The sequence below is a fragment of the Microbacterium sp. EG9 genome (genome assembly GCF_059759475.1).
On sequence record NZ_CM186217.1, the window covers coordinates 2,417,281 to 2,441,312 of the forward strand.

22 protein-coding genes are annotated in these 24,032 nt (G+C 72.0%); 11 read left to right on the top strand and 11 right to left on the bottom strand.

The features are described 5' to 3' along the window. Window positions 1-31: 31 nt before the first annotated feature. The 6 genes from AC6CQV_RS11385 to AC6CQV_RS11410 form a co-directional block, all read right to left on the bottom strand. The gene (locus tag AC6CQV_RS11385) at window positions 32-1,045 is read right to left on the bottom strand and encodes an ABC transporter substrate-binding protein (protein WP_060959384.1); all 1,014 of its coding nucleotides are present in this window, start codon (window positions 1,043-1,045) and stop codon (window positions 32-34) included. 194 nt (window positions 1,046-1,239) lie between these two features. Next, entirely contained in the window at window positions 1,240-2,259 is a 1,020-nt protein-coding gene (locus AC6CQV_RS11390) for a LacI family DNA-binding transcriptional regulator (protein WP_060959383.1), read from the bottom strand. Window positions 2,260-2,356: 97 nt separating this feature from the next. Next, on the bottom strand, window positions 2,357-2,593 hold the full coding sequence (locus tag AC6CQV_RS11395; protein ID WP_498259517.1) for an LAVTG motif-containing sortase-dependent surface protein: 237 nt from the start codon (window positions 2,591-2,593) through the stop codon (window positions 2,357-2,359). Then, complete coding sequence (locus AC6CQV_RS11400) at window positions 2,586-3,662, bottom strand: WxL protein peptidoglycan domain-containing protein (protein WP_232783992.1); 1,077 nt, start codon at window positions 3,660-3,662, stop codon at window positions 2,586-2,588. The genes AC6CQV_RS11395 and AC6CQV_RS11400 overlap by 8 nt, the downstream gene beginning before the upstream one ends. After that, a complete protein-coding gene (locus tag AC6CQV_RS11405) occupies window positions 3,659-7,987 on the bottom strand; it encodes a family 43 glycosylhydrolase (protein ID WP_498259518.1) in 4,329 nt (1,442 codons plus the stop codon). The genes AC6CQV_RS11400 and AC6CQV_RS11405 overlap by 4 nt, the downstream gene beginning before the upstream one ends. A 42-nt stretch (window positions 7,988-8,029) precedes the next feature. Then, window positions 8,030-8,668: a hypothetical protein gene (locus AC6CQV_RS11410; protein ID WP_060959379.1), complete on the bottom strand. Its 639-nt coding sequence runs from the start codon at window positions 8,666-8,668 to the stop codon at window positions 8,030-8,032. Window positions 8,669-9,032: 364 nt separating this feature from the next. Between AC6CQV_RS11410 and AC6CQV_RS11415 the strand changes: the two genes are divergently transcribed. Both AC6CQV_RS11415 and AC6CQV_RS11420 read left to right on the top strand, forming a co-directional pair. Then, complete coding sequence (locus AC6CQV_RS11415) at window positions 9,033-11,993, top strand: immunoglobulin-like domain-containing protein (protein WP_498259519.1); 2,961 nt, start codon at window positions 9,033-9,035, stop codon at window positions 11,991-11,993. Between the two features lie 74 nt (window positions 11,994-12,067). Continuing rightward, the gene (locus AC6CQV_RS11420; RefSeq protein WP_498259520.1) at window positions 12,068-12,913 is read left to right on the top strand and encodes an alpha/beta fold hydrolase; all 846 of its coding nucleotides are present in this window, start codon (window positions 12,068-12,070) and stop codon (window positions 12,911-12,913) included. Window positions 12,914-12,926: 13 nt separating this feature from the next. Here AC6CQV_RS11420 and AC6CQV_RS11425 read toward each other — a convergent pair whose 3' ends face one another. From AC6CQV_RS11425 to AC6CQV_RS11435, 3 genes are all read right to left on the bottom strand, one after another. Further along, window positions 12,927-13,196: a hypothetical protein gene (locus tag AC6CQV_RS11425; RefSeq protein WP_060959376.1), complete on the bottom strand. Its 270-nt coding sequence runs from the start codon at window positions 13,194-13,196 to the stop codon at window positions 12,927-12,929. Window positions 13,197-13,302: 106 nt separating this feature from the next. After that, window positions 13,303-13,617 (bottom strand): GNAT family N-acetyltransferase, encoded by a 315-nt coding sequence (locus AC6CQV_RS11430; RefSeq protein ID WP_060959375.1) that lies wholly within the window; start codon window positions 13,615-13,617, stop codon window positions 13,303-13,305. A 46-nt stretch (window positions 13,618-13,663) separates the two neighbouring features. Then, entirely contained in the window at window positions 13,664-14,251 is a 588-nt protein-coding gene (locus AC6CQV_RS11435) for a P-loop NTPase family protein (RefSeq protein WP_498259521.1), read from the bottom strand. A gap of 387 nt (window positions 14,252-14,638) precedes the next feature. Between AC6CQV_RS11435 and AC6CQV_RS11440 the strand changes: the two genes are divergently transcribed. From AC6CQV_RS11440 to AC6CQV_RS11480, 9 genes are all read left to right on the top strand, one after another. Further along, window positions 14,639-15,379 carry a winged helix-turn-helix domain-containing protein gene (locus tag AC6CQV_RS11440; protein ID WP_205282300.1) on the top strand — a complete coding sequence of 247 codons (741 nt, stop codon included), beginning with the start codon at window positions 14,639-14,641 and terminating at the stop codon, window positions 15,377-15,379. A 76-nt stretch (window positions 15,380-15,455) separates the two neighbouring features. Then, window positions 15,456-16,424, top strand: coding sequence for a DNA-3-methyladenine glycosylase family protein (locus AC6CQV_RS11445; protein WP_498259522.1), 969 nt, complete (start codon window positions 15,456-15,458; stop codon window positions 16,422-16,424). A gap of 31 nt (window positions 16,425-16,455) precedes the next feature. Then, the gene (locus AC6CQV_RS11450; RefSeq protein ID WP_498259523.1) at window positions 16,456-16,674 is read left to right on the top strand and encodes a hypothetical protein; all 219 of its coding nucleotides are present in this window, start codon (window positions 16,456-16,458) and stop codon (window positions 16,672-16,674) included. A 106-nt stretch (window positions 16,675-16,780) separates the two neighbouring features. Continuing rightward, window positions 16,781-17,770, top strand: coding sequence for an ABC transporter substrate-binding protein (locus tag AC6CQV_RS11455; protein ID WP_498259524.1), 990 nt, complete (start codon window positions 16,781-16,783; stop codon window positions 17,768-17,770). 89 nt (window positions 17,771-17,859) lie between these two features. Then, entirely contained in the window at window positions 17,860-18,885 is a 1,026-nt protein-coding gene (locus AC6CQV_RS11460) for an ABC transporter permease (RefSeq protein ID WP_498259525.1), read from the top strand. Then, window positions 18,875-19,927 carry an iron chelate uptake ABC transporter family permease subunit gene (locus tag AC6CQV_RS11465; protein ID WP_061781983.1) on the top strand — a complete coding sequence of 351 codons (1,053 nt, stop codon included), beginning with the start codon at window positions 18,875-18,877 and terminating at the stop codon, window positions 19,925-19,927. Before AC6CQV_RS11460 ends, AC6CQV_RS11465 begins: the two co-directional genes overlap by 11 nt. Next, window positions 19,924-20,691, top strand: a complete 768-nt coding sequence (locus AC6CQV_RS11470) for an iron ABC transporter ATP-binding protein (protein WP_498259526.1) — start codon at window positions 19,924-19,926, stop codon at window positions 20,689-20,691. The genes AC6CQV_RS11465 and AC6CQV_RS11470 overlap by 4 nt, the downstream gene beginning before the upstream one ends. Before the next feature lie 9 nt (window positions 20,692-20,700). Further along, the gene (locus AC6CQV_RS11475) at window positions 20,701-21,516 is read left to right on the top strand and encodes a siderophore-interacting protein (protein ID WP_498259527.1); all 816 of its coding nucleotides are present in this window, start codon (window positions 20,701-20,703) and stop codon (window positions 21,514-21,516) included. Window positions 21,517-21,552: 36 nt separating this feature from the next. Further along, window positions 21,553-22,245, top strand: coding sequence for a Pr6Pr family membrane protein (locus AC6CQV_RS11480; RefSeq protein WP_498259528.1), 693 nt, complete (start codon window positions 21,553-21,555; stop codon window positions 22,243-22,245). Window positions 22,246-22,257: 12 nt separating this feature from the next. Here the strand turns inward: AC6CQV_RS11480 and AC6CQV_RS11485 are convergent, their stop codons facing one another. Next, on the bottom strand, window positions 22,258-23,088 hold the full coding sequence (locus AC6CQV_RS11485; RefSeq protein ID WP_498259529.1) for an aldo/keto reductase: 831 nt from the start codon (window positions 23,086-23,088) through the stop codon (window positions 22,258-22,260). 29 nt (window positions 23,089-23,117) lie between these two features. After that, window positions 23,118-23,930, bottom strand: a complete 813-nt coding sequence (locus tag AC6CQV_RS11490; RefSeq protein WP_492492960.1) for a Cof-type HAD-IIB family hydrolase — start codon at window positions 23,928-23,930, stop codon at window positions 23,118-23,120. Window positions 23,931-24,032 lie beyond the last annotated feature (102 nt).

The following is a 24,032-nucleotide window of genomic DNA, read 5'->3' on the forward strand; positions in this document are numbered from 1 at the left end:
CCCGTGTGTCGAGCGGGTTCGGTGGCGCGGCTTAGAAGCCGAGGCCCTCGTCCAGGGCCGTCTGCGCGGCCTCCGGCGAGTCGAACGTGGCGCTCTTGACGATGATGGTCGAGTCGACCGTCTCGCCGGCGAGAGCCTTCTTCACGGCGTCGACAGCGTCGGTGCCGAAGAAGGGGTTGTACTGCGCGACGAAGCTCAGGTCACCCTTGGCGAGGGCCTCCAGGGCGCCCTTGGTGCCGTCGATCGTGGCGATCTTGACGTCGGTGCCGGGCTTGAGGCCCGCCGCGGTGACGGCCTGCGCCGCGCCGATGCCCATCTCGTCGTTCTGGGCGAAGATGAACTGGATGTTGTTGTTGTTGGCCTTGAGGACCGTCTCGATGACGGACTTGCCCTCGTCGGTCTTCCAGTTGGCGGTCTGCGCGCCGACCTTGTTCCAGCCGGACTTGCCGGAGATGGCCGCGTCGAAGCCCTCGTTGCGCTCGTTGACGACGGACAGGCCGGGCACGCCCTCGAGGACGAAGTAGTTCGCTCCGCTCGGGAAGGTGGTCGCGGCCCACTCGCCGACCGACTTGGCGACCTGCGTGTTGTCGGGCGCGATGCGGGTGACGTAGAGGTCCGACGGGGCGTCGACGCCGCGGTCGAGGAGGATGACCGGGATCTCGGCCTCCTTGGCCTTCTTCAGCTCGTCCTCCCAGCCCGACGCCTCGGTCGCGGTGAGGAGGATGACGTCGACCTCGTCGTTGACGAAGGTCGAGAACGCGTCGAGCTGCGACTTCTGGTCGCTGGGGCTCGCGGCGGGGGCGTACTTGAGGTCGAAGCCGGCGTCCTTGGTGAACGCGTCCTTGATGGCCTGCTCGTTGGCGTTGCGCCAGCCGCCCTCGGGACCCACGGCGACGAAGCCGACGGTGATGGTGTCGCTGCCGGCGGCGGCGCTACCGGTGCCGGCAGGCTCCGAGCCGCCCGAGCATGCGCTCAGCCCGACGACCATCGCGCCGGCGGCTGCGACCGTGAGCAGTCCACGGAATCCGCGCTTGCTGATGTCCATTCTTTCTCCTCCTTGAGAGTCCTCCGCGACGATTGCGGAGGATGTGTGTGGTGCCCCGGGGGGCGCATGGGATGCTGCAGGACGATTGTGCGCGCTAACAATTGGCGAACACAAGCCCGGATCGCGGTTTCCGTGACTTTCGTTACCTGTTTGTTACCGCGAACACGCGCGGCACACGGCGGGCGTCGACGGGGTCAGCGCGCGGGGGGCGCCGTGGAGGCGCGCAGGACCAGCTCGGGGGCGATCAGGGCGTGCATGGCGGTGTCGTCGCCGTCGATCGCCGCGATGATCAACCGCAGCGCGAGAGCGCCCAGCGAGGCGAAGTCCTGACGCACCGTCGTCAGCGGCGGGAGGAAGTGGCGCGCGTCGGGAAGGTCGTCGAACCCGATGACGCTGACGTCCTCCGGCACGCGCAGACCGCGCTCCACGAGCCCGTGCACCGTGCCGAGCGCCATCTGGTCGTTGGCGGCGAACACGGCCGTCGCGGCGCCCAGCTGGCGCGAGCGCCCGATCTCGTAGCCGCGGTCCGACGTCCAGTCCCCCGGGACCATCGGCCCCTCGGGCAGGCCCGCCGCCTGCAGCTCGTCGCGCCAGCCCTGCCAGCGGGCGCGGGCGTCGTACCAGTCGAGCGGGCCCGCGACGTGCGCGATGGTGCGGTGCCCCAGGCCGACGAGGTGCGCCACCGCCATCCGCGCGCCGGTGTACTGGTCGACGGCGACCGTGTGGAGGTGGGGGTCCGGCTCGGCCTTGATGACGAGGGTCGGCATGTTCGAGCTGTGCTCGCGGAAGAGCTCCAGCGCCGAGGAGCGCGGCGCGATGACGCACAGGGCGTCGATGCCCTGCGCGACGAGATCGCTGATGCCGGTCGAGATGGTGGCGGCATCCTCGTCGGACGTCGAGAACACGCTCACCGAGTACGCGCTCGCGCGCGCGGCCTCCTCGATCGCACGCAGTGTGCTGTTCGGGCCCCACTGGACGGGGCTGTCCACGAGCACGCCGATGCGCATCGACCTGCTCGTCGCGAGAGCGCGCGCGATCGAGCTGCGGGTGTACTGCATCTCATCGATCGCCTGCAGCACGCGCACCCGCGTGGACTCGCGGATGTTCGGATGCCCGTTGAGCACCCGCGAGACCGTCATGTGTGAGACGCCGGCGTGGTTGGCGACGTCGTAGATGCTCGGTTTGGCCCATCCGCGACCGTTCTGGTCAGCCATCTGCGCCCCTCCCCTGAGAAAGCTCCGCATCGGCCACCTGCCGGCGCGACCGTTCCGATGGAGTCGTCACGCGCTCGGGAGCGGATGCCTCATCGTTTCACACTCCATCCGGAGCGCCACCGCCCGACGCGCCGCGCCGGCGCCGGGAGCGCAGCATCAGCGCCGCGCCGGCGAGCACGACGGCCACGCCGACGAGGCCGAGCTCGATCGGCGGGGTGCCGCCGGTCGCGGGAAGGGGCGTGCCGGGGGCGGGCAGCGGGGCGATCACGACGTTGACGCTCACGCCGAGGCCGTTCGGATCCGCGACCGGGTCGAGGGGGATGTCATCAGCCACGGGGGGCCTCCTGGTTCAGGTCCGCGGCCGCCGCGCGACGGCCTTCCTCGTGCGCCTGGGCGACGAGCTGATCGATCCGGCGGCGCGATCGTGTGCGCCCCCAGAACAGGGCGAAGACGAGGAGGGCGATGCCGAGGAGGACGATCGCCTGGGGGGCCGGCAGCGCCCACAGCGACGCCTCCGCCGACGTCGGCGCCACGGCGGGGGTGTCGCCCGCGATGGTCACGGCGCGGGGCACGAGCGAGACGGTGGCCGGGACGTAGACCAGCGGCCACACGCCGTCCACCACCACCCGCATCGTCCGCCGGTCACCCGGCAGCAGCTCCGTCGCCGACTCCCCCTCGGCGGGGAACGACACGGTGCGATCGCCCACCGAGACCGTGCCGGCCGCCACCAGCCGCGTGTTGCCGGCGTTGGCGACGTCGAAGGTCACGACCGCCGTGCCCGGCCGCAGCGGGTTCCAGTCGATGTCGTACGAGGCGGCGGTCGCGTCCAGCGCGGCGGCCGGAGCGATCTCGCCCGTCACCCGCGTGAGGACCCGGAAGCCGACGCGGCTCTCCACCCCGACGCTCGCCCCGCCGTCGGCGCGCCGCACCGACAGGACGCTCGCCGTGATGCCCGCCGCGTGGTCGCCCGGTTCGGCGGTGGCGGGCACGGCGATCGTGAACGGGACGACGACGGTCGCACCGGCGGCGACCGTCACGCTCTCCGGGACGGAGATCCAGGTCCCGGCATCCACCGAGGCCGTGCCGTCGGCGAGGATGTCGAAGCGCCCGGCGGGGGTCGTGAACCCGTCCGCCGCGGTCAGGCGGAAGGTGACCTCGGCATCCCCGACGTTGCGCACGGCGAAGTGGTCCTCGACGCTCTGGCCGGGGTCGAGACGCACGTCGACGGTGCGACGGCCGTCAGGACCGGAGGCGTCCGCCGGCACGACCGACCACCGCACGTCCGGCGCCGCGTCGTCCGCGTGCGCCGGAGTCGGCAGCAGGATGCCGCCCACGAGCGCGGCGAGCCCGAGTGCCGCGGCGGCGAGCGCCGCCGCGGCACGGGACGGCGTCCGCGTACTCACCCGCACGCCTGTGCGGCGTAGGCCGCGGTCTGCGGCGCCGCGACGTCCGACCCGCTGCGCGCGGTCACCGACACGGTGCCCGCGGTGGTCGCGGCGGCGCGCGTCGAGATGGCCCACGTGACGGTCGCCCCGGCGGCGATCGAGGAGTAGGCCTTGCTGCCGAACGCGGTGGTCACGTCCGCGGAGATCGCGGCGCTCTCGAGATTCTTGGTCTGCACGGTGACGTAGACCTTACCGGCGACGCAGCGCGTCGTGGCCGACACCGAGATGCGCGGTCCGACCGCGACGGTCTGCGGCGCGACGCTCTCCAGCGTCGGGGTGATCGTCTTCATCAGGCCGTCGGGACCGAACTCCACCCGATCGATCGTCGTCTCGCGGTGCGTGCCGTCACCCGACGGCATCGCGAACCGGTGATACGCGATGTACCAGTCGTCGGTTCCCGGGACGTTGATGATGGAGCTGTGCCCGGTGCCCTTGATGCCGAGGGACAGGTCCTTCTGCAGGATCACGCCGCGGTAGGTCCACGGGCCGTTCATGCTGGTCGCGGTCGCGTAGCCCACCCGGTAGTTCTCCGAGCCGGTGTCGTCGATCGAGTAGGTCAGGTGGTACAGCCCCTGCCGGTAGTTGAAGAAGACGCCCTCCCGGAAGTCGGTCAGCCCGTTGATGCGCTGGTACGTGCCGGGCTTGATCGACACCATGTCGTCGGAGAGCTCCGCGAGCACCGGGCTCCCGTTGCCCCAGCCGAGGTAGTACTTGCCGGTGACCGGGTCGTGGAAGGCGGCCGGGTCGATCGCCTGACCCGACGTGATCGCCTCGTTGTTGAGGATCATCGCGGTGGTCTTCGCCACGAACGGCCCGGTCGGGCTGTCGGCGACGGCGACCCCGATGGTCTTGCGGTCGTACGTGGGGTTGTGCCCGGAGAAGTAGAAGTAGTACTTGCCCGCGCGCTCGATGATCGTCGGTGCCCACGCGTTCCCCGTCGCCCACGGCACGGTGCCATTGACGCCGTCGAGGGTGAGGATCGGCTGGGCCGAGCGCTCCCAGTCGACGAGGTTCTTCGAGCTCCAGACGTAGAACGTGTTCCCGCCCCAGCCCGGCACGCCGTCGCTGGTCGCGTAGATGTAGTACGTGTCGCCGAAGACCGCGATGTTCGGGTCGGCGTAGAGGCCGGGCAGCACCGGGCTCGCGACGACGCGCGCCTCGATCGTCCAGGCCGTCGTCGCGCCCGTTCCGGTGGTCACCGTGTAGGTGACCGGCGACGACAGGTCGACCGTCGTGCCGCTGGCGGGCGACACCGTGGCGGTGGACACGGTCGTGAACTTCGGCGCGAGGTGGGTGAGATCGGTGCCCTTGACCACCGGCAGGATGACGCGGTGCGCCGCGGCGTCGACGATCGGCGCCAGCTTCAGGGCCTCCGGCTGGGCGAGCGAGACGTCCAGCAGCCGGTCCTCGATGCCCGCGTTGGCGAGGATCTCGGTCTGCGACAGCGCGCGGTTGTAGACCCGCACGTTGTCGTAGGCGCCCTGGAAGTAGCCGTCCGCGCTGTAGAGCGATCTGCCGAGGTAGCCGACCAGATCGCTGCCGAGCTGCGACACCGTGGCGCCCAGGGCCGTGTTCTCCCCGAGCAGCGCGCCGTCGGCGTACACCCGCATCGTGCTCTTGTCGAAGACGAGGTCCAGTCGATGCCACTGCCCGGCGCTCACGCTCCCCGTCACGGCCGACTCCGCGGTCCACGAGTTCTGCGTGATGGCCGTGCGCACGTCGCCGCCGCGCAGGCGCAGGAAGGCGTACCGCGTCGAGTCCGTTCCGAACGCGAACGTGAAGAAGTTGCCGCTGGATTTCTCCGACTTCACGTCGAGGGACACGGTCATCGTGTCGCGCCCGTCGAAGAAGCCGGTCGGGAAGGAGGCGTAGCCCCCGCTGGCACCCGTCAGACGCAGCACGGCGCCCCGGTCGGGGTCGTCGACGACGGCCGCCGTGCCGTGCGCGGTCAGGTCGGCGTCGCCGACCTCGTCCGCCAGTGAGCCCCCCGTGAAGGAGTACTGCGCGATGGGGCCCTGCTGCGGCTGTTCCGGCGTCGTCGCGTCGTCGCCGTACGCGGCGAGGAGGCGCGCCTCCTCGGCGGCGGACAGACGCAGCACCGATCCGTGCCGGAACGGCTTGTCGAACGAGTACTGGTCCGCGCCGGTGCCGGCGCTCAGCTGCGTGAACGACAGGCTCGCCAGCGACGGGGTCGTCTGCGCGTAGTAGCCGTTCTGGTCGCCCATGACCGCCCAGCCGCCCTGGGGCAGCGGGTAGACGGTGAGGCCCTCCATCGAGGCGCGCAGACCGTGCGCGGCGGCATCCCCGCGTTCGATGACGCGGGTCCAGGGGCCGTCGAGGCTCGTGGCGGTGTCGACGACGGTCATCCAGTCGGACGTGGAGAAGCGGTAGTAGGTGTCGCCCTCCTTCGCGATCGTCGAGTCGATGATGTTCGGACCGGACTGCCCGTCGCCCTTGTCGTTGAGGGAGGTCCAGATCACCGGCTCGGTGAAGGTCACGAAGTCGCGCGTCTTGGTCAGGTACATCCGCAGCGCCCAGTCGGACGTGCCGTTGTCCGTGCGGTCGCGCGCCGCCCAGTACACGTAGTACTCGCCGGTCGCCTCGTTGTAGGTGGCCTCGGGCGCCCAGACGCATCCGGCGTCGTCGAAGCCCGCGAACACGATGCGCTGGTCGCTCCAGGTCACGAGGTCGGTCGACTCCCAGACGACGAGGTTCTTGCTCGCGTTCAGCTGGTCCCATCCGGAGCCGCCGGCCCCGCCGCCCTCGGCGTGGAGGTCGGTGCCGATGATCCAATACTTGTCCCCCTCCGGCGATCGCACGAGGTGGGGGTCGCGCACGCCGAGGTCTCCGGCGAGGTTGGCGAGGATGGGCTTGTCGTCGTTGAGCTTCGACCAGTGCAGACCGTCGGTGGAGTGCCCGAAGAAGATCTTCTCGTAGCCCCCGCTCGTGGCGAAGTGGGTCCACAGGTAGCCCGCGGAGTAATCGGTGTCGAGGTTCTGCGGAGCCGCGGTGACGGTGACGTCGATCGAGCGGACCGCGCTCGTGCCGGGCACGGTGGCCGTGAGGGTGACCTGGCGGGTCGTCGCGCCGCGCGTGACGACGCCGGCGGCGGCGGCGCCCTGCGCGGTGGTCGTGATGATGCCGGCCGGCGACGCCGACCAGGCGATCGTGCTGCCGTTGACCGCGCCCGCCGCGGGCAGGGTGATGTTGCCGCGGATGTCCTGCGCGTCGGGGATCGAGAGGGCGTCGAGGTCCTGCTGGGCGCGCGCCGTCGCATCGGCCGCCGGCGAGACGGTCACCGCGAAGGCGCGGGTGGCGGATGCCGCCCCGCGCGTGATCGTCGCGGTCAGGGTGACGGCGGCGGGAGCGCTGCCCGCGGCGGGGCGGGTGACCGCGCCGGCGGGGGTGATCACGGCGGGGTCGCTGGACGCCCAGGCCACCTGCGAGCCGTTGGGCCCCGTCGTCGGCAGGGTGAGGTCCGACGTCACCGCGCCGAGGTCGCCGAGGGCGAGCGCGGCGCGGTCGCGGGCGACCCGCACGTCGTCGGAGGGCGCGAGGGCGGCCGCCTCCGTCGAGGTGAGGGCGTGGTCGTAGATGCGGACGTCGCGGAGGCTCCCGGCGAGGGTGCGGTCGGCGGTGTACACGGACTTGCCGAGGACGTTCGCGGCCGTGAGGCCGCCGCCGATGGATGCCGGGGTGAGGGTCACACCGGACTGCTGGGCCACCTGCACGCCGTCGAGGTAGAGACGTGCGGTGTCGGTGGCGTCGTCCAGGGTGTAGGCGATCGTCTTCCAGACGTCGCGGGGCAGGTTCTGGCCGCTGGAGACCGTCTGCTCGGTGCTCCAGTTGCCGCTGGCGATGCTCGCGCGGTAGCCGTTGCCGCTGGAGAAGAGGTAGCCGTTGCCCACCCCGCCGGCATCCGTGTTCCCGAACCCGTAGATGAAGTAGGGCGTGCCCTGCTCACCGCGGATCAGCACGTCCGCACTGATCGTGATGGACGTGAGACCGGCCAGGAGGTTCGCCGGCAGCGCGACGTGGTCGTCGACGCCGTCCAGTCGCACGCCCTCGCCCCCGGTCAGGGTCGGACCGCCCACGTAGCGGCCGTCGCGCGCATTGCCGGAGGCGTCGCGCGCGACGGTCCCGGAGGTGTCGTCCAGCGGGTAGTGGGCGACCAGTCCGGTCGCCGCGGTCGCCGGGGCCGCCAGGCCCACCACGCCCGCGACGGACATCGCGAGGGTGGTGGCGGCGGCCAGGATCCTGATTCGGGGCGTCGTGCGCGTCATTGCGTCTCCTGGGGGTGAACGGGGTGGAGCGGGTGAGGGGTGTCAGTCCACCTGGTCTTCCCAGAGCGTGAGGGTGATCGTGCCCGCGTAGGCGCCGGGGGTGACCGTGCTCGGGACCTTCAGGAAGAGGTCGGCGCCGGCCGTCCAGCTGCCGACGCTCGCGGCGCTCTGCGAGTCGAGGCTCAGCGCGAGCAGCTCGTTGCCGACGAGTCCGACGTTGTCGGCCGGCACGTTGGGCGTGGGGGCGTCGAGGACCGTGTTCACCTGAGCACCCTCGCCCACTTCGCCGTCACCGGTGTCGGTGATCAGCTTCGGCGCCCAGCCGAGGTGACCGGCGTCGATGCTGTTCGTGCCGTCCGTCAGTGCGCTGGACTGGCCCGTGACGTACCAGAACACGCCCTCCGGCACGCTCTGACGGTCGTCGGTGACCGTGACGTCGGGCAGGGCGCCGTTGAACTGGCGGATGCCGGCGTCGCCCGACGGAACCTCGGTCAGCGAGGTCGAGCCCGATGCGACGCTCAGCGTGAGGGCGCCGACCGCGTCGATCTGCACGTCGACGCCGACCTCCTGGTTGCCCACCGCGTTGTCCTCGGCGGCGAAGGCGGCTCCGGCGCCGCCGATCAGCAGCAGCCCTCCGACGACACCGGCGGCGGTGCGCGCGAGCACGACGTTCTTCTTCATTGCTTGACTCCCGTTCTCAGAGCGGCCTCTGCGCCGCGCCGGATGCTGTCGGCCCGACGGTGGGCCTCGACTCCGAGAAATGTTAGCGATAACGGTTAGCGGAAACAGTAACGCTTTGATAACGCCGTCGCGGCGCGACCGACGGCCCCGACCACGCCCCCGCCTTCCCGCGGTCGGGTGCCTTGACACGCCCGCGGCCGCCGCCCTACCGTGAGCCGCGTCGGATTGTTTCCGCTAACACCCACGACCGTCCATCGGCGGTCGACCCCCTGAGCGATGGCGCCCTCCCGCCCCCGCGACGCAGCCGTCGCGGGATCGGACCACCGGCTCGTCGCCGCGACCGAGAACAGCGAGGTACCCGCGCATGACGACGCGCCCGAGAGCCCGATTCCGCCTCCCCGGAGTCCCGAACCGTCCCGCCGCCGCCCGGCCGCCGATCCGCGCCGGCGCCGTCCTGACCGCCGTCGCCCTCGCGGTCGCCGGAGCGACGGTTCCCACGGCCGCCCAGGCGGATGCCGCGGCGCAGCCGATCATCCACTACTCGTTCGACGCGGCCGCCGGCACGACCGTCGCCGACGCGAGCGGCAACGGGAACGACGCCACGATCCGCCTCACCGGCGCCACGGTCGCCGACGGCGCGCTGTCGCTGCCCGGCGGCGCCCGCGCGACGGCGGCCTACCTCGAGATCCCGACCGCCGCGCTCGTGGGCAAGAAGGACCTCACCATCTCGACGTGGCTCTCCCCCCGCACCGGCGCCGCGAACACGGCCGCCGCCTTCATCGGGGCGCCGGTCGCCTCCGGCGCGTCGTACTCCTCCGGCTACTGGCTGCTCAACCCCAGCAACCCCTCCGGCTACGTCAAGTCCGTCATCACCAACGCGACCAACGCCGGGTCGCCGTGGAGCACGGAGGTCGGCGCGGGCGCGACCGGCGCCGCGACCGCAGGCGCCCGCACGCCGGCGGGGCTGAGCCTGTACACCACCGTGATCGACGGCACGAGCGGACAGCTGCGCGTGTACGTCAACGGGTCGCGCATCACCCAGAACGCCATCGCGCGCGACGTCGCCTCGTTCGGCGCCACGCTGACGGCGAGCCTCGGCCGCTCGACGTACAACGACACCAACTGGAGCGGTCTGGTCGACGACTTCGCCGTGTACGCCCAGGCGATGTCGGATGCCGACGTCCAGAGCCTCTACGCGGGCCAGGCCCTCGACCGCGCCGTCGCAGGGGTCACCGTCCCCACCACGGCGACGGCCGACTTCACCCTCCCGACGACGAGCGCCGGCGTCGCCGTCGCGTGGCAGTCGGATGCCGCGGCGATCTCCGTCTCCGGGGGATCCGCGACCGTGCGCCGGCCCGCGGGGGGCGCGGGCGACGCGCACGTGACCCTCACCGCGACCTTCACGGTGGGCACGACGACGCGCACGCAGACCTACTCCGTGACGGTCCCGCAGGAGCTGACCGACCAGCAGCGGGTGTCGCAGGACATCGCGGCCGTGCAGGTGAGCGGCCTCGACGACGTGCGCACCAACTTCTCGGTGCCGACGCTCGGCGCGCAGGGCTCGACGATCACCTGGACCGTCAGCTCCGGCGCCGCCTCGGCCTCGCTCCGCGACGGCGTGCGCGCCGACGCGCGCACCGTCGTGGTCGCCCGACCGGCCGCGGGATCCGCCGCGGCCACCGTCGAGCTCACGGCCGTCGCCCGCAGCGGCGACGCCACGGCCAGCCGCACCTTCACGGCCCGCGTGCAGCCGATGCCGGGCGGCTCGGCCACGACCGAGGCCTATTTCTGGACGTTCTTCACCGGCGAGGGTCAGGGCGCGGAGCGGGTCAGCATCGCGGCATCCAAGGGCAACGACGCGCTGAGCTGGAACACGCTCAACGGCGGGCAGCCCGTGTTCTCCTCGACGGTGGGCACGCAGGGCCTGCGCGATCCGTTCATCCTGCGGGCGCCCGGCGGCGACAAGTTCTACATGATCGCCACCGACCTCAAGATCGACGGGCTGGCCGGCGGCTTCACCACGGCGCAGATCTCCGGCTCGCGCTACATCGAGGTGTGGGAGTCGACCGACCTCGTCACCTGGTCGGCGCAGCGCCACGTGAAGGTCTCCAGCGACTTCGCCGGCAACACCTGGGCGCCCGAGGCCTACTGGGACGAGGAGCTCGACACCTTCGTGGTCTATTGGGCCTCGAACCTCTACCCGACCGCGAACGCCGCCGACCGCACCGCCGTCACCTACAACCGCATGATGTACGCCACGACCGACGACTTCGTCACCTTCTCGGAGGCGAAGCCCTGGACCGACGTGCGTCGCGGCACGGGTCTCGGCACGATCGACTCCACCGTGGCCAAGGTCGGCGACGTCTACTACCGCTTCACCAAGGACGAGGCGAGCATGACGATCCGCGAGGAGAAGTCGACGAACCTGCTGGCGACCGTCACGGGCTCGCTGCCGGGCACCTCGGGAGCCGCGGACCAGTGGACGCTCGTCCAGGAGCGCGTCGCCACGGGCCTGTCCAACGGCGAGCCGGGCGGCGTGTACTCCAGCGGCGAGGGGCCGAACGTCTTCCCCGCCAACGAGGGCGACGTGAACGGGCTGGACTGGTATCTGTTCATCGACCAGCCGAACTACCACGGCGGACCGAACCACTACGTCCCGTTCGGCACGACCGACCTCGACGGGGGCACCTGGCAGCCGCTCGGCGCGAAGCTGCGGCAGGGTCTGCCGCAGAACGCCGACGGCGGCAAGCCCCGTCACGGCACCGTCCTGCCGATCACCCGCGCCGAGTACCAGAAGGTGCTGGAGGCGTACGCCCCCGACATCGCGGTCGCCTCGGTCGCGGCGATGGACCTGTCCACCACGGCGGGCACCGCCCCGACGCTGCCGCAGGCCACGCTGACAACGCTCAGCGGCGCCCAGCGCACCGTCGACGTCGTGTGGGACGCGGTGGCCCCGTCGTCGTACGCCCAGCCGGGCACCTTCACGGTGCGCGGCGTCGCGCAGGACGACTCCCGCATGCCGGTGGAGGCCACCGTCACGGTGACGGCCGCGGCCCACGTCGCGGTGACCACCACGGCCCGCTGCGTCCTGGGCAAGGCGACGCTCGTCGTCACGACCGCGAACGAGCGCGGCGGCGACGCGACGGTCACGGTCGTGACCCCGTACGGGTCCCGCAACATCACGCTGGCCGCGGGCGCGACGTCCTCGTACGCGTTCACGACGCGTCTGACGACGATGCCGGCCGGTCAGCTGTCGGCGACGGTGACGCAGGGCGGGGCCGTGTCCCCGCTCACCGTGGCCTACGCCGCCCGCAGCTGCGGCTGACGCCGCCGCATCGTCGGTCGACGACGGGGGTCCGTTCTGTCGGGAACGGGCCCCCGTCGTCATACGCTCGAGGCATGCCTCTGGACGATGCCGCCCCCGAAACACCGGCCGACGCCGTCGACGCGGTCGTGGATGCCGTGGACCGCGCGATCGACGAGATCACCGGGGTGCCCACCGACGACGGCCGCATCGAGGTGTTCGCCGATGCCGGGGCGAGCCTGATCGCGGAGCGCCGCGGCGACCCGCAGGCCGAGCTGACGGTCGTGCTGATCCACGGGATCGGGATGGGACGGAAGGTGTTCGGCGACCTCGTGCTGCACCTGCAGGACCATGCGCTCGTCGTGGCCGTCGACCTGCCGGGCTACGGCGACGCCCCCGAGCCGCCGCGCACGCCGACGATGGAACGCATGGCGGATCTCGTCGCGGCCTACCTGCGACACCTCGACCGCGGTCCGGTGGTCCTGCTGGGCCACTCCATGGGGACGCAGGTGGCCGCCGAGGTCGCGGTCCGTCACCCGGAGACCGTGGGCAGGCTCGTCCTCGTCGCGCCGACCGTCGACCGCCACCACCGGCGGGCCCTGCGCCAGCTGTGGCGCCTCGGGCGGGATCTCTGGGGCGAGAGCCCCAAGGTGCTGCTCCTCGGTGCGCGCGAGTACGTGCGGGCGGGGCCGCACCTGCGACGCAAGATGCGGGCGATGCTCGCACACCGCCCGGAGCACGCGTTCCCCCGGATCGCCGCGCCCACCCTCGTCGTGCGCGGGGAGTTCGACGTCGTCGTGCCGGCACCGTGGTTCGACGAGGTCGTCGCCGCGATCCCCGACGCGCGCCCGTTCGTGATCGAGGGACATCGCCACGAGACGCTCATCCGCACGGCCGAGCCGGCGGCATCCGAGCTGCGACGCTGGCTGTCGCAGGACTGAGCCCCGCGACGATTCAGCCGGCGGTGTCGGCGGCGGACAGCTCCGCGATCAGACGCGCGACGACGTCCTCGTCCACGGTGAGCCCGGTCTCCGCGATGCGTCCGCGGACCGCCTTCTCCACCGTCGCGACGTTCTCGCCGAGCACGTCGGCGCGCAGTTGCGCGACCAGCCCGTCGAGCCGCTCCCCCTCCGTCGCGTCGTGCATCGCGAGCGCGGGCTCGTCCTGCGTGGCGCCCTGCGGGCCGCTCGCACCCTCGGGCCGTCCGTCACGGTCGTCGACCATGGTGTCCTCCTCCTCGCCGAGCCCACGTCGTGGCTGAGATCACTGTGCCGCCCGCGCGGCCGGCGGGCCAGGGCCTTGACGGCGCGGTCGGGCCCGCAGTAGGCCCTCAGCCGGCGCGGCGCTCGGCGAGCAGGGACCGGTGCTCGGGGTGGGCGTCGAACCAGTCGGAGACGTACCAGCAGACCGGGCTGATCGCGCGATCGCCGCGGGCGGCGACCTCGGCGACGGCGCGGGCGACGACCTCGCCGGCGTAGCCGTGGCCGCGGAAGGTCGGGACGGTGTACGCCCGCGTCATCGCGACCGTGCGGCCGTCGTCGCGGTAGTCGAGCACGCTCACGATCTGCTCGCCGTCGCGCAGGACGTACCGCGACTGCTCCGCCTCGTTCGTGAAGGACAGGTCGTCGCGTGTCTCTCCGGTCATGCCTCTACGCTACGCCGCGCCGCCGTGACGGGGGCCGGGTGCGTCGCTATCGCCGCGGAGCCTCCGGCAGCGAGCGCACCCACGCGTCGACCTCGCGCTGCCCGCGCAGCCGGACGACGGGATCGCCCGCCGCGATGCGCGCCTCCATCCGCCGGGTCATCGTCGGATGGGTGGTCCACGCCCAGCGGATGATGTTGTCCTCCGGCGCCCACTTCAGCCAGGTCCGCGGGCGCTCGCGGTTGCCGTGCCAGAGCTCTTCGCGAAGGATGCCGCGGCGCAGCGTGCGCCGGATCACCCGCGCCATCACGACCGGCCGCGAGTGGTCCACCCAGACCACGGCGTCGGCGCCGCCCGGGGTGCCGGGCTCCATCAGGTCGCCCAGGCGCGAGTTCCAGTTGCCGTCCGCGACCCACCCCTCCGGGTGCGCCGCGAGGAACGCCCGCACGCGGTCCTGGGCCTCGTCGAGGTCGCGGTACGTCCACCCCTCGTCCCAGAACACCGCGTCGAGCTCGAGCCGGGCGAGCCCCATCCGCGCGGCCACGACCTCCGCGAGCCGGGACTTGCCCGACCCCGAGGTGCCGACGACACGGATGCGATGGGGAGGGGACGCGCGCACGATCATGCACTCTGTCATATTCCGTCATCTTGCGGCGGCGGCATCCGTGCGGTTTGACACATCCGGACACCGTTCGTCATAATCAGGCGCATGACTGACAACGCACGCACTCTGTCCGCCCTGGAGGCGAACGGACATGCCGGCATCATGATGCCGCGCGTTGCCATGTGTTGCCGAATGTGCCACTGACGGTGAACCCCGCCGGGTGCGCCCGCCGACGCTGACCCACACCCTCAGCCGGCGCCACCCCCGAGCACCGCACCGCGCACAACGCGGATGCCGGCTGTCTCGCACAGGCCCTCGCATCGGATCCGATGCGACATCTTCCTCCGGGCCCCTCGCAACACACACTCGAACCCGCTTCTCGGCCCTCCGCCCGGGTTCCGCCTCCGAAGGACATCTCCCGTGTCGAACTCCGCTCTCCTCGCCTCGCCCGCCCCCGTCCGTCACCTCCGCGCCGTCCCCGACGTCGCCGCCCGCCCTGCCGCTCCCGCTCCTGCCGCTCCGGCGACGGCCGCACCGGCGACCGGCAGCGTTCCCGTCGGCACCGCTCCGCGCGGGTTCGCGCTGTACGTCGGCATCGACGAGGCGAAGGCCGCCGCCGCCGGCGTGTCGCTGTCGACGCTCGTCGAGGCCCTGCGGCGCACGCTCGGCGAGCTCGCCCCGCACGCCGAGACGTACGCGACCGTCGCCCTGGCCCCGGCCGGCGCGGGCGGCCGTGACGTCGACGTCGTCCGCCTCGCCCTGCACGAGCCCAGCGCCGTCGCGCGCACCAAGCAGGAGGAGCCGGAGGACGACCACGTCCCCGGCGGCGTCACGATCGACATCTCGCGTCGGCGCGTGCACATCGAGGGCGAGGCGGCGCAGCTGACGTTCAAGGAGTTCGAGCTGCTCCAGTACCTCGTGCTGCGCGAAGGGCGCACGATCGAGCGGGCCGAGCTCGTCTCGTCGCTGTGGAGCCACGCCGACGCCGAGGAGGCCCCCGGCGAGCGCACCATCGACGTGCACGTGCGACGGCTGCGCTCCAAGCTCGGCCGCTACGAGGACATCGTGCGAACCGTCCGCGGCATCGGCTACCGCTTCGACCGCCACGCCGACGTCGTCATCCGCTACGGCCACGGCACCCCCTCGCCCGACCGCTTCTGAGCCACGGCGCGTCCCGCGCGCCCGACCGTCCGCGGTGTCGGAGCCGGTGTCGGAGGTGGTGACGTAGGGTGTGCGCATGACGACGCGGGAGAGGATGCCGGTGCGCCCGGCACCGGTGCGCACCCGTGACCCGCGACCTGCCTCGCCGCGCCCCGTCGAGACCGAGTACCGCCCGCGCCTGCCGATCGATGCGGCGCGAGCGATCCGGCATCAGCAGCGCGGCGCGCACGATCCGTCGCAGCGGGAGCACGAGGGGGTCATCTGGCGCGCGACCCGCACGCCCGAGGGGGTCGCGACGCTCGCGCTGCGCATCGACCGCACCCGCGTGCGCGCCGCCGCGTGGGGACCGGGAGCCGCGTGGGCGCTCACGCAGGTGCCGGCACTGTGCGGCGCCGATGACGACCCCGCCGGCTTCGAGGCGCACCACCATCCGGTCGTCGCCGAGACCCACCGCCGGCACGATGACCTGCGCCTCGGCCGCACCGATCTCGTCTTCGACGCGCTCGTCAGCGCGATCTTCGAGCAGAAGGTCACGGGCCTGCAGGCCTTCGGCGCCTGGCGGATGATCCTGACCTGGTGCGGCGAGCGCGCGCCCGGTCCCACGCCGCTGCCGATGTTCGCCCCGCCCGCCGACTGGCATCGCATCCCCAGCTGGACCTGGCATCGCGCGGGGCTCGAGCCGGCGCAGTCGCGGACGATCGTCGAGGCCGCCGCCCGGCGCGCGTCGATCGAGCGGGTCGCGACGGATGCGGCATCCGCCGATGCACCTCTCACCGCTCTGCGCGGGATCGGTCCGTGGACGAGCGCGGAGGCGCGCATCCGCGCCTTCGGCGACGCGGATGCCGTCAGCGTCGGCGACTATCACCTCGCCCACCAGGTCGGTTACGCGTTGACGGGACACCGCGTCGACGACGACGGGATGCTGGAGCTGCTCGAGCCCTGGCGCGGGCACCGGCAGCGGGTCATCCGCCTGCTCGGGCTCAGCGGCCGGTTCGAGCCGCGGCGGGGTCCGCGCCTCGCGCCGGAGGACCATCGCGCGCGGTGACGCGGTGACGGCGATCTCCTAGGCTGACGGCATGACGCACAGAGGCTGGCCGCGCGGTCGCATCGGATGGCTGGTCGGCACGCTCGTTCTGCTGGCGGCCGGCGTGGTGTTCGGGCTGATCCTGCAGAACGTCTGGCTGGGACTGCTGCCGGCCGTCATCGTCTCCATCGGCTGGCTCCTCGCCTACGAGTCATGGCGCGGTCGCACCCCGCGGCTCGACGATCCCTGGGACGACGGCGCGCAGCTCTGACCCCCTCCTTTGGCGGTGTCGACGCGCATCCGGCATAGTAGAGATTAGGTATGCCTAACCTATCTCGCGACGACGGTCGCGTCACACCGCAACCGAGGAGTTCCCTATGACCCTGCGCCGTTTCGCGGCCGCCGTGCCGCTGGCCCTGGCATCCCTGCTCGTCCTGTCCGCCTGCGCCGGCACCTCCACCGCGCCCGCGTCGTCCGCCGCGTCCGCCGCCGACTACTACCCCGTGACGGTCACCGACCTCGGCGGCAACGAGGTCACGATCGAGAGCGCGAACAGCGTCGCGATCACCGACAACCGCCTCTTCCAGCTCGCCGCCGACTGGGATCTGCCGATCACGGTCGCGCCGCGCGATCTCATGAGCCCGAACAACCCGCTGAAGGACGACGAGGACATCCTCAACATCGGCACGCACGGCGAGCCGGACTACGAGCAGATCGTCGCGGCCGACCCCGACCTCGTCATCACGGGCTACCGCTTCGGAGGCGAGGAGACCGCGAAGGGCGTCCGCGACGCAGCCCCCGACGCCGCGATCGTCGACGCCGACACCCCCGCCGGGATGTCGGCCGACGAGTACCTCGTGAAGAGCGTCACGCTCATGGGCGAGATCTTCGACCGCAAGAACGAGGCCGCCGCGCTGATCGCGCAGTTCCACGACGCCGTCGCCGCCGCCACGGCCGCCTACGACCCGGCCACGACGGTGATGGGCCTGATCACGACGGGCGGCGAGATCAACTACTCCAACCCGACGGACGGGCGCGGCGCGAGCATCTTCTTCAGCCTGCTCGGGCTGACCCCCGCCCTGGATGCCGCGGGCACGCAGACCGACAAGGGCGACACCCTCTCGCTCGAGGCGCTGGCCGCCGCCGACGCCGACGTGTTCCTCGTGCTGGACCGCGACGCCGCCGTCGGCGACGGGGAGGTCACCCCTGCGCTCGATCTCATCACGGGCTCGACCGCGCTGGCGAACGTCGCCGCGGTGAAGGACCGCGCGATCTACGTCCTCCCGTCCGACTACTACCTGACCGAGGACGTCTTCGCCTACATCTCGGTCCTCAACGGCCTCACGACGCTCTTCGAGAGCCGCTGACGCCCCCACCGGTCGCCGCCGCGACCCCCGGCATCCCGCACGGCGGGCCGGGAGGCCGTGGCGGCGACCACCGCTCGGAGCCGCCTCCCATGCCCGATCCCACCGCCCTGCGTCGCGTGACGAACGTCGACGCGCTCGCGACCCGGCGAGCACCCGCGCGGAGTAGGCGCCGGCGCGCCGTGACCCTCGCCGCGGGCGTCGCCGCCACGGCCGTGCTGCTGGGCGTCTCCCTCTTCGTCGGCGTCGCCGACATCACCGACCCCGCCGGCGCCGACTTCCTGTGGATCACCCGCGTCCCGCGCACCGCGTCGCTCATGCTGGCCGGGGCCAGCATGGCGATGGCGGGACTCGTCATGCAGCTCATGACCCAGAACCGCTTCGTCGAGCCGACCACCGTCGGCACGACGGAGTGGGCCGGCCTCGGACTCCTGCTCGCCGCGGTGCTGGCGCCGTCGGCCGGAGTGGTGGCGAAGATGCTCGCCGCGATCGCGTGCGCGTTCGTGGGCACCCTCGTCTTCTTCGCGTTCCTGCGGCGCGTGTCGCTGAAGTCCTCCCTCATCGTCCCCATCGTCGGCATCATGTTCGGCGCCGTGATCAGCGCCGTCACGGCGTTCATCGCCATCCGCGCGGGGCTGCTGCAGATGCTCGGCGGATGGTTCCTGGGCCGCTTCACCGGCGTCGAGGCCGGTCGCTACGAGCTGCTGTGGATCGTCGTCGCCGTCGCCGCGGTCGTCGCGTTAACGGCCGACCGCTTCACCGTCGCCGGGCTCGGCAAGGAGGTGGCCACGAACGTCGGGCTGCACTACGAGCGCGTGGTGCTCATCGGCGTCGGGCTCGTCGCCATCACGACCGGCGTCGTCACCGTCGTGATCGGGATGCTCCCCTTCCTCGGCCTCATCGTGCCGAACCTGGTCTCGATGATCCGCGGCGACGACCTCCGCGAGAACCTGCCGTGGGTGTTCCTCGCGGGAATCTGGGTGGTGACGGTGTGCGACATCATCGGTCGCATCGTCATCATGCCCTTCGAGATGCCCGTCTCGCTCGTGCTCGGCGTGATCGGGCCGGTGGTGTTCATCGGGATGCTGCTGCGCACCCGGAGGACCGATGCTCGCTGACCGCGCCACCGGCCGTGCCACCGCATCCGCCCCCGCCGCGCCCCGCGCCGTCGGCGCCTACGCGAGCGCCGCGCGGCGCTCGCGCGCGCACCTGCGGACCGCCGCCCTCGTCGCCGTCGCCCTCGCGCTCACGGTGCTGCTGCTGACGTGGGACAACCGGTTCGAGCCGTTCAGCGATCGTTGGTGGCGGGTGACGTCGATGCGGACCACGACCGTCGTCGTGATCGCCCTCGTGACGTTCTGCCAGGCCCACGCCACCGTCGCGTTCCAGACGGTGACGAACAACCGCATCCTCACCCCCTCGATCATGGGGTTCGAGTCGATGTACGTGCTCATCCAGACCGCCGTCGTCTTCGTGTTCGGGACCACGTCGGTGTCGGGCCTGTCCCCGACCTGGCGCTTCGTGCTGCAGTCGGCGGCGATGGTGCTGTTCGCCGTGCTGCTGTACTCGTGGCTGCTGTCGGGACGCTTCGGCAACCTGCACGTCATGCTGCTCGTGGGCATCGTCCTCGGCACGGCCATGAGCTCGCTGTCGACCTTCCTGCAGCAGCTGCTCGATCCCAGCACCTTCGACGTGCTGCGCGCACGCCTGTTCGGCAGCATCGGCAACGCGGACACGGGGCTGCTGTGGCTCGTGGTCCCGATCTGCGCCGTCGCCGGAGGGGCGGTGCTCCTGCTGTCCCGGCGGCTCGACGTGCTCGCGCTCGGCGGCGACATCAGCACGGGTCTCGGCATCCGCCACCGGCGCCAGGTGATGCTCATGCTCACCCTGGTGGCGGTGCTGATGGCGATGAGCACGTCGCTGGTCGGGCCCATGACGTTCCTCGGCTTCCTCTCGGCGACGCTGGCCTACGCCGTCGCCGACACCCACGAGCACCGCCGGGTGCTGCCGACCGCGTGGCTGGTCGGCTACGTCATCCTGACCGGCGCCTACTTCCTGCTGCGCCACGTCTTCTCGCTCGTGGACAGCGTGACCATCGTCGTCGAGCTCATCGGCGGCATCCTGTTCCTGCTCGTCGTCTTCCGGAAGGGGCGCCTGTGATCCGTCTGGACGGTGTCGTGAAGGACTACGGAGCCACCCGCATCGGCCCCGTCTCGCTCGAACTGCCCGCGGGCGGGATCATCTCCCTCGTCGGGCCCAACGGCGCGGGCAAGTCCACGCTGCTCACGATGATGGGCCGCCTCTCGACGCCCGACACGGGGACGATCACGATCGGCGGCGTCGACGTGCACCGCACGGCGTCGAGAGAGGTCGCGCGCATCGTGTCGATCCTGCGGCAGGAGAACCATTTCGTCACGCGGCTGACCGTTCGCCAGCTCGTCGGATTCGGGCGGTTCCCGCACAGCGGCGGCCGGCTGACCGCCGTCGACGAGGAGAAGATCTCCGAGGCGATCGACCTCCTCGATCTCGCCCCGCTCGAGCAGCGGTTCCTCGATCAGCTCTCCGGGGGCCAGCGCCAGCGCGCGTACGTCGCCATGGTGCTCGCGCAGGACACGCGCTATGTGCTGCTGGACGAACCGCTCAACAACCTCGACGCCGAGCACTCCGTGCGGATGATGATGCAGCTGCGTCACGCCGCCGACGCCCTCGGGACGACCATCGTGATCGTCCTGCACGACATCAACTTCGCCGCCGCCTACAGCGATCGCATCGTCGCGATGGACGACGGCGCGATCGTGGTGCACGGCACCCCCGACGAGATCATCCGGGACGATGTCCTCAGCCGCGTCTTCCGCACCCCCGTCACCGTCCTCGACGGCCCGACGGGACGATTCGCCGTCTACCACCGTCCGCCCGTCCACTGAGGAGCCCGCATGTCCGCCACCCCCGCCTTCCGCCTCGAGCGTCGCCCCCTGGAGCTGCGGTTCCGCCGCGCGCAGCTGACCGCGCGTCAGTGGCTGACCCCCGCCTACGTGCGCGTGCGCGTGTCCGGCGCGGACCTGCGCGGATTCGACTCCCCGGGCGCCGACGACCACCTCCGCCTCTTCTTCCCCGACGCGCCGCCGGCGTCCCTCGAGGAGCTGCGGGCGGCGCCGAGCCGCGAGTACACCCCGCTCGCGTGGGATGCCGAGGAGGGATGGCTCGACATCGAGTTCGCGCTGCACGGTGCGGAAAACGGTGCTGACAACGGTGCTGACGGCGGCGACGACGGCGTGGCCGCCGCGTGGGCGCGCGACGCGGAACCGGGCGCCGCGATCGGCGTGGGCGGCCCCCGCGGTTCGATGGTGCTCACCGGCCGGCCCGACGGCTGGCTCCTCGCCGGCGACGAGACGGCGGTGCCCGCGATGCGCCGCTTCGCGCACCTCATGGACGCCGACGCCGTCGGGCGCATCCTCGTCGAGACGTCCGACGAGGCGCACGAGCTGCCGATCTCGGCGCCGCCCGGGGTGATCGTCGAGCAGGTGCATCGCGGCGGCGCGGCCGCCGGCGTCGCGCTCGCGCACCGGCTCGACGCGCTCGGGGCCGCCGACCGGCCGGCCGGCGACGTCTTCGGCTTCGTCGCCGCCGAGCAGGGGATCGTCCGCCCCGGGCGGGCGCTGCTCGTCGAGCGCTGGGACCTGCCCGCAGACCGCATCGTCGTGAAGGGCTACTGGAAGCGCGGCGAGAGCGAGTACCACGCACCCCACTGAGCCGTCGACCGCCGCCCCGCCCCCTAACATGGGCGCATGATCGTGCGCTCCCGCCTCCTCGCCTTCGGGTATCGCGCCGTCGCGGCGCTCGTCATCGTCGTCGGCATCGCGCGGGTGTCGGGACTGTGGACCGCGTCGCCGACCTGGACGTCGTTCCTGTACTACACGGTGCTCAGCAACGTGCTGTGCCTGGCCTGGATGATCCTGTCGGCCGTCGTGACGCTGCGCGACGCGCAGCGCGAGGGCTGGACCGGAGCCTCGACGCCCTCCGCGCGCTGGGCGGCGGCGGTCATGGAGGCGATCACCGTCACGATGCTGATCTACCTCTTCGTGCTCGCCCCGTCGCTGTTCACCCAGCCGGGCGCCTATCAGCCGTTCACCCTGACCGACAACCTCGTGCACATCATCACGCCCGTCCTCGTCATCGTCGACTGGCTCCTGTTCGTCCCCAAGGGGCGACTGCGCGGCTACGACCCCCTGCTGTGGGCGCTCATCCCCTACGCCTACCTCGTGTTCGCGTTCGGCTACAGCGCCCTCGGCGGCCGCTTCGCGGGCGGCACGACGGTGCCCTACCCGTTCATGGACGTGTCCACGCACGGCGTGGGCGGCGTCGCGGTGTGGATCGTCGGCCTCACGCTCGCGCTCGTCGCCGTCGGCTATCTCTTCCTCGGGCTGGACCGGCTGCTCGCGCGCGTCGGGCCCGCCGCGGAGGCGGAGCCCGCCCGCTGAGCGACGACGCGCCTACATCTCCTCGTGGGTCTCGGGGTCACCGTCCCACAGGCGGCCGCGTTCGAGCCCGCTGATCGCGCGGATCTCGGCATCCGTGAGCGTGAAGCCGAACACATCGGCGTTCTCCGCCTGCCGGGCCGGAGTCGCGGACTTGGGGATCGGCGTCGACCCGAGCTGCGTGTGCCAGCGCAGCACGGCCTGGGTCGGGCTCACGCCGTGCGCGGCCGCGACGTCGGCGACGACCTGCTCGCTCAGCAGCTCGCTGCGCCGCGCCAGGGGGCTCCAGCTCTCCGTGCGGATGCCGTGGGCGGCGTGGAAGGCGCGGAGGGCGTCCTGGGGGAAGTAGGGGTGCATCTCCACCTGGTTGACGGCCGGCGTCACGCCCGTCTCGTCGATGAGCCGCGTGAGCATCGCCGCGGTGAAGTTCGACACACCGATCGAGCCGACCTTCCCGTCGCGGCGGAGGTCGATCATCGCGCGGAAGGTCTCGACGTAGCGATCGACGCTGGGGTTCGGCCAGTGGATGAGGTAGAGGTCGATGCGGTCGAGACCGAGACGCTCGAGCGACCCATGCGCGCTGCGGACGGTCTCCTCGTAGCCGTGCTCGCGGCCCGGCACCTTCGTCGTGACGATGAGCTCGTCGCGGATGCCGCTGCGGCGCACGGCCTCGCCCACCTCGACCTCGTTCTGGTAGTTCACGGCCGAGTCGAGCAGGCGGTAGCCGGCCCCGATCGCCGCCTCGATCACCGCGACGCCGTCGTCGCCGCGCAGCGTGTAAGTGCCGAAGCCGAGCTCCGGGAAGGCGGTGCCGTCGTTCAGGGAGACCGTGGGGATCGTGACCATGACCCCACGCTACGCCCCGCGGCGGACCGTCAGTCGCCGAGCAGCCGCGCGATCACGGTCAGCACGCCGGCCTGCGCGTTCGACGGCGCGCGGAAGCGCGCAACGGCGGCGACCTCGGGATGCGCGTCCGCCATCGCATACGACCAGTCGGCGGCCCGCAGCAGCTCGAGATCGTTCAAGTAGTCGCCGAAGGCGGCCGTCTGCGCCGACGTCACACCCAACGCGTCCTGCAGCGCGCGCAGCGCGACGCCCTTGTTGACGGTCGGGTTCATGATGTCGACCCAGTGCTGACCGGAGACGACCACCTGATGGGTCGCGGCGAGGTCGGCGAAGGCGGGCGCCGTGTGCCGTTCCCCGCCGTCGACGTCGAAGATCGCCAGCTTGAGGATCTGATCGTCGACCGCGAGCAGGTCGGGAACGACCTCCAGCCGCGCGTAGTACTTGTCCACCTCGGCGAGGAACGCCTCGTCCGTGTCCTCGACGTAGGCCGAGCGCTTGCCGCACAGCACCAGCCCGGCCCGCAGGGCTCCGGAGGCGACCAGCGACCGCACGCGCACCACGACCTCGGCCGCGACCCGCGGGTCGACGGCGTCGGAGCTGACCTCGACGTCGCCGCGGACGACGTACGCGCCGTTCTCGGCGATGTAGTCGAGCTCTGCGTCGACACCGGCGAACGTGCGCTGCAGTGTCGCGAGCTGCCGTCCGCTCGCGGGGGCGAAGGCGATGCCCCGATCGCGGAGGCGCTCGAGCAGGGGCCACAGGCCCTCCGGCACCGAGCCGTCGGGCAGCAGCAGCGTGCCGTCCATGTCGACGGCGATGAGACGGATGTCGGCGGAGGTCACGCCTCCATCCTCCCCCACCGGCCCCGCCGCGCGTCGCGCGCCGCGACCGGGGGATAACCCGAAACGGAACCGGGGGACCGCTCCCCTGCGCCCGCGGTCGGC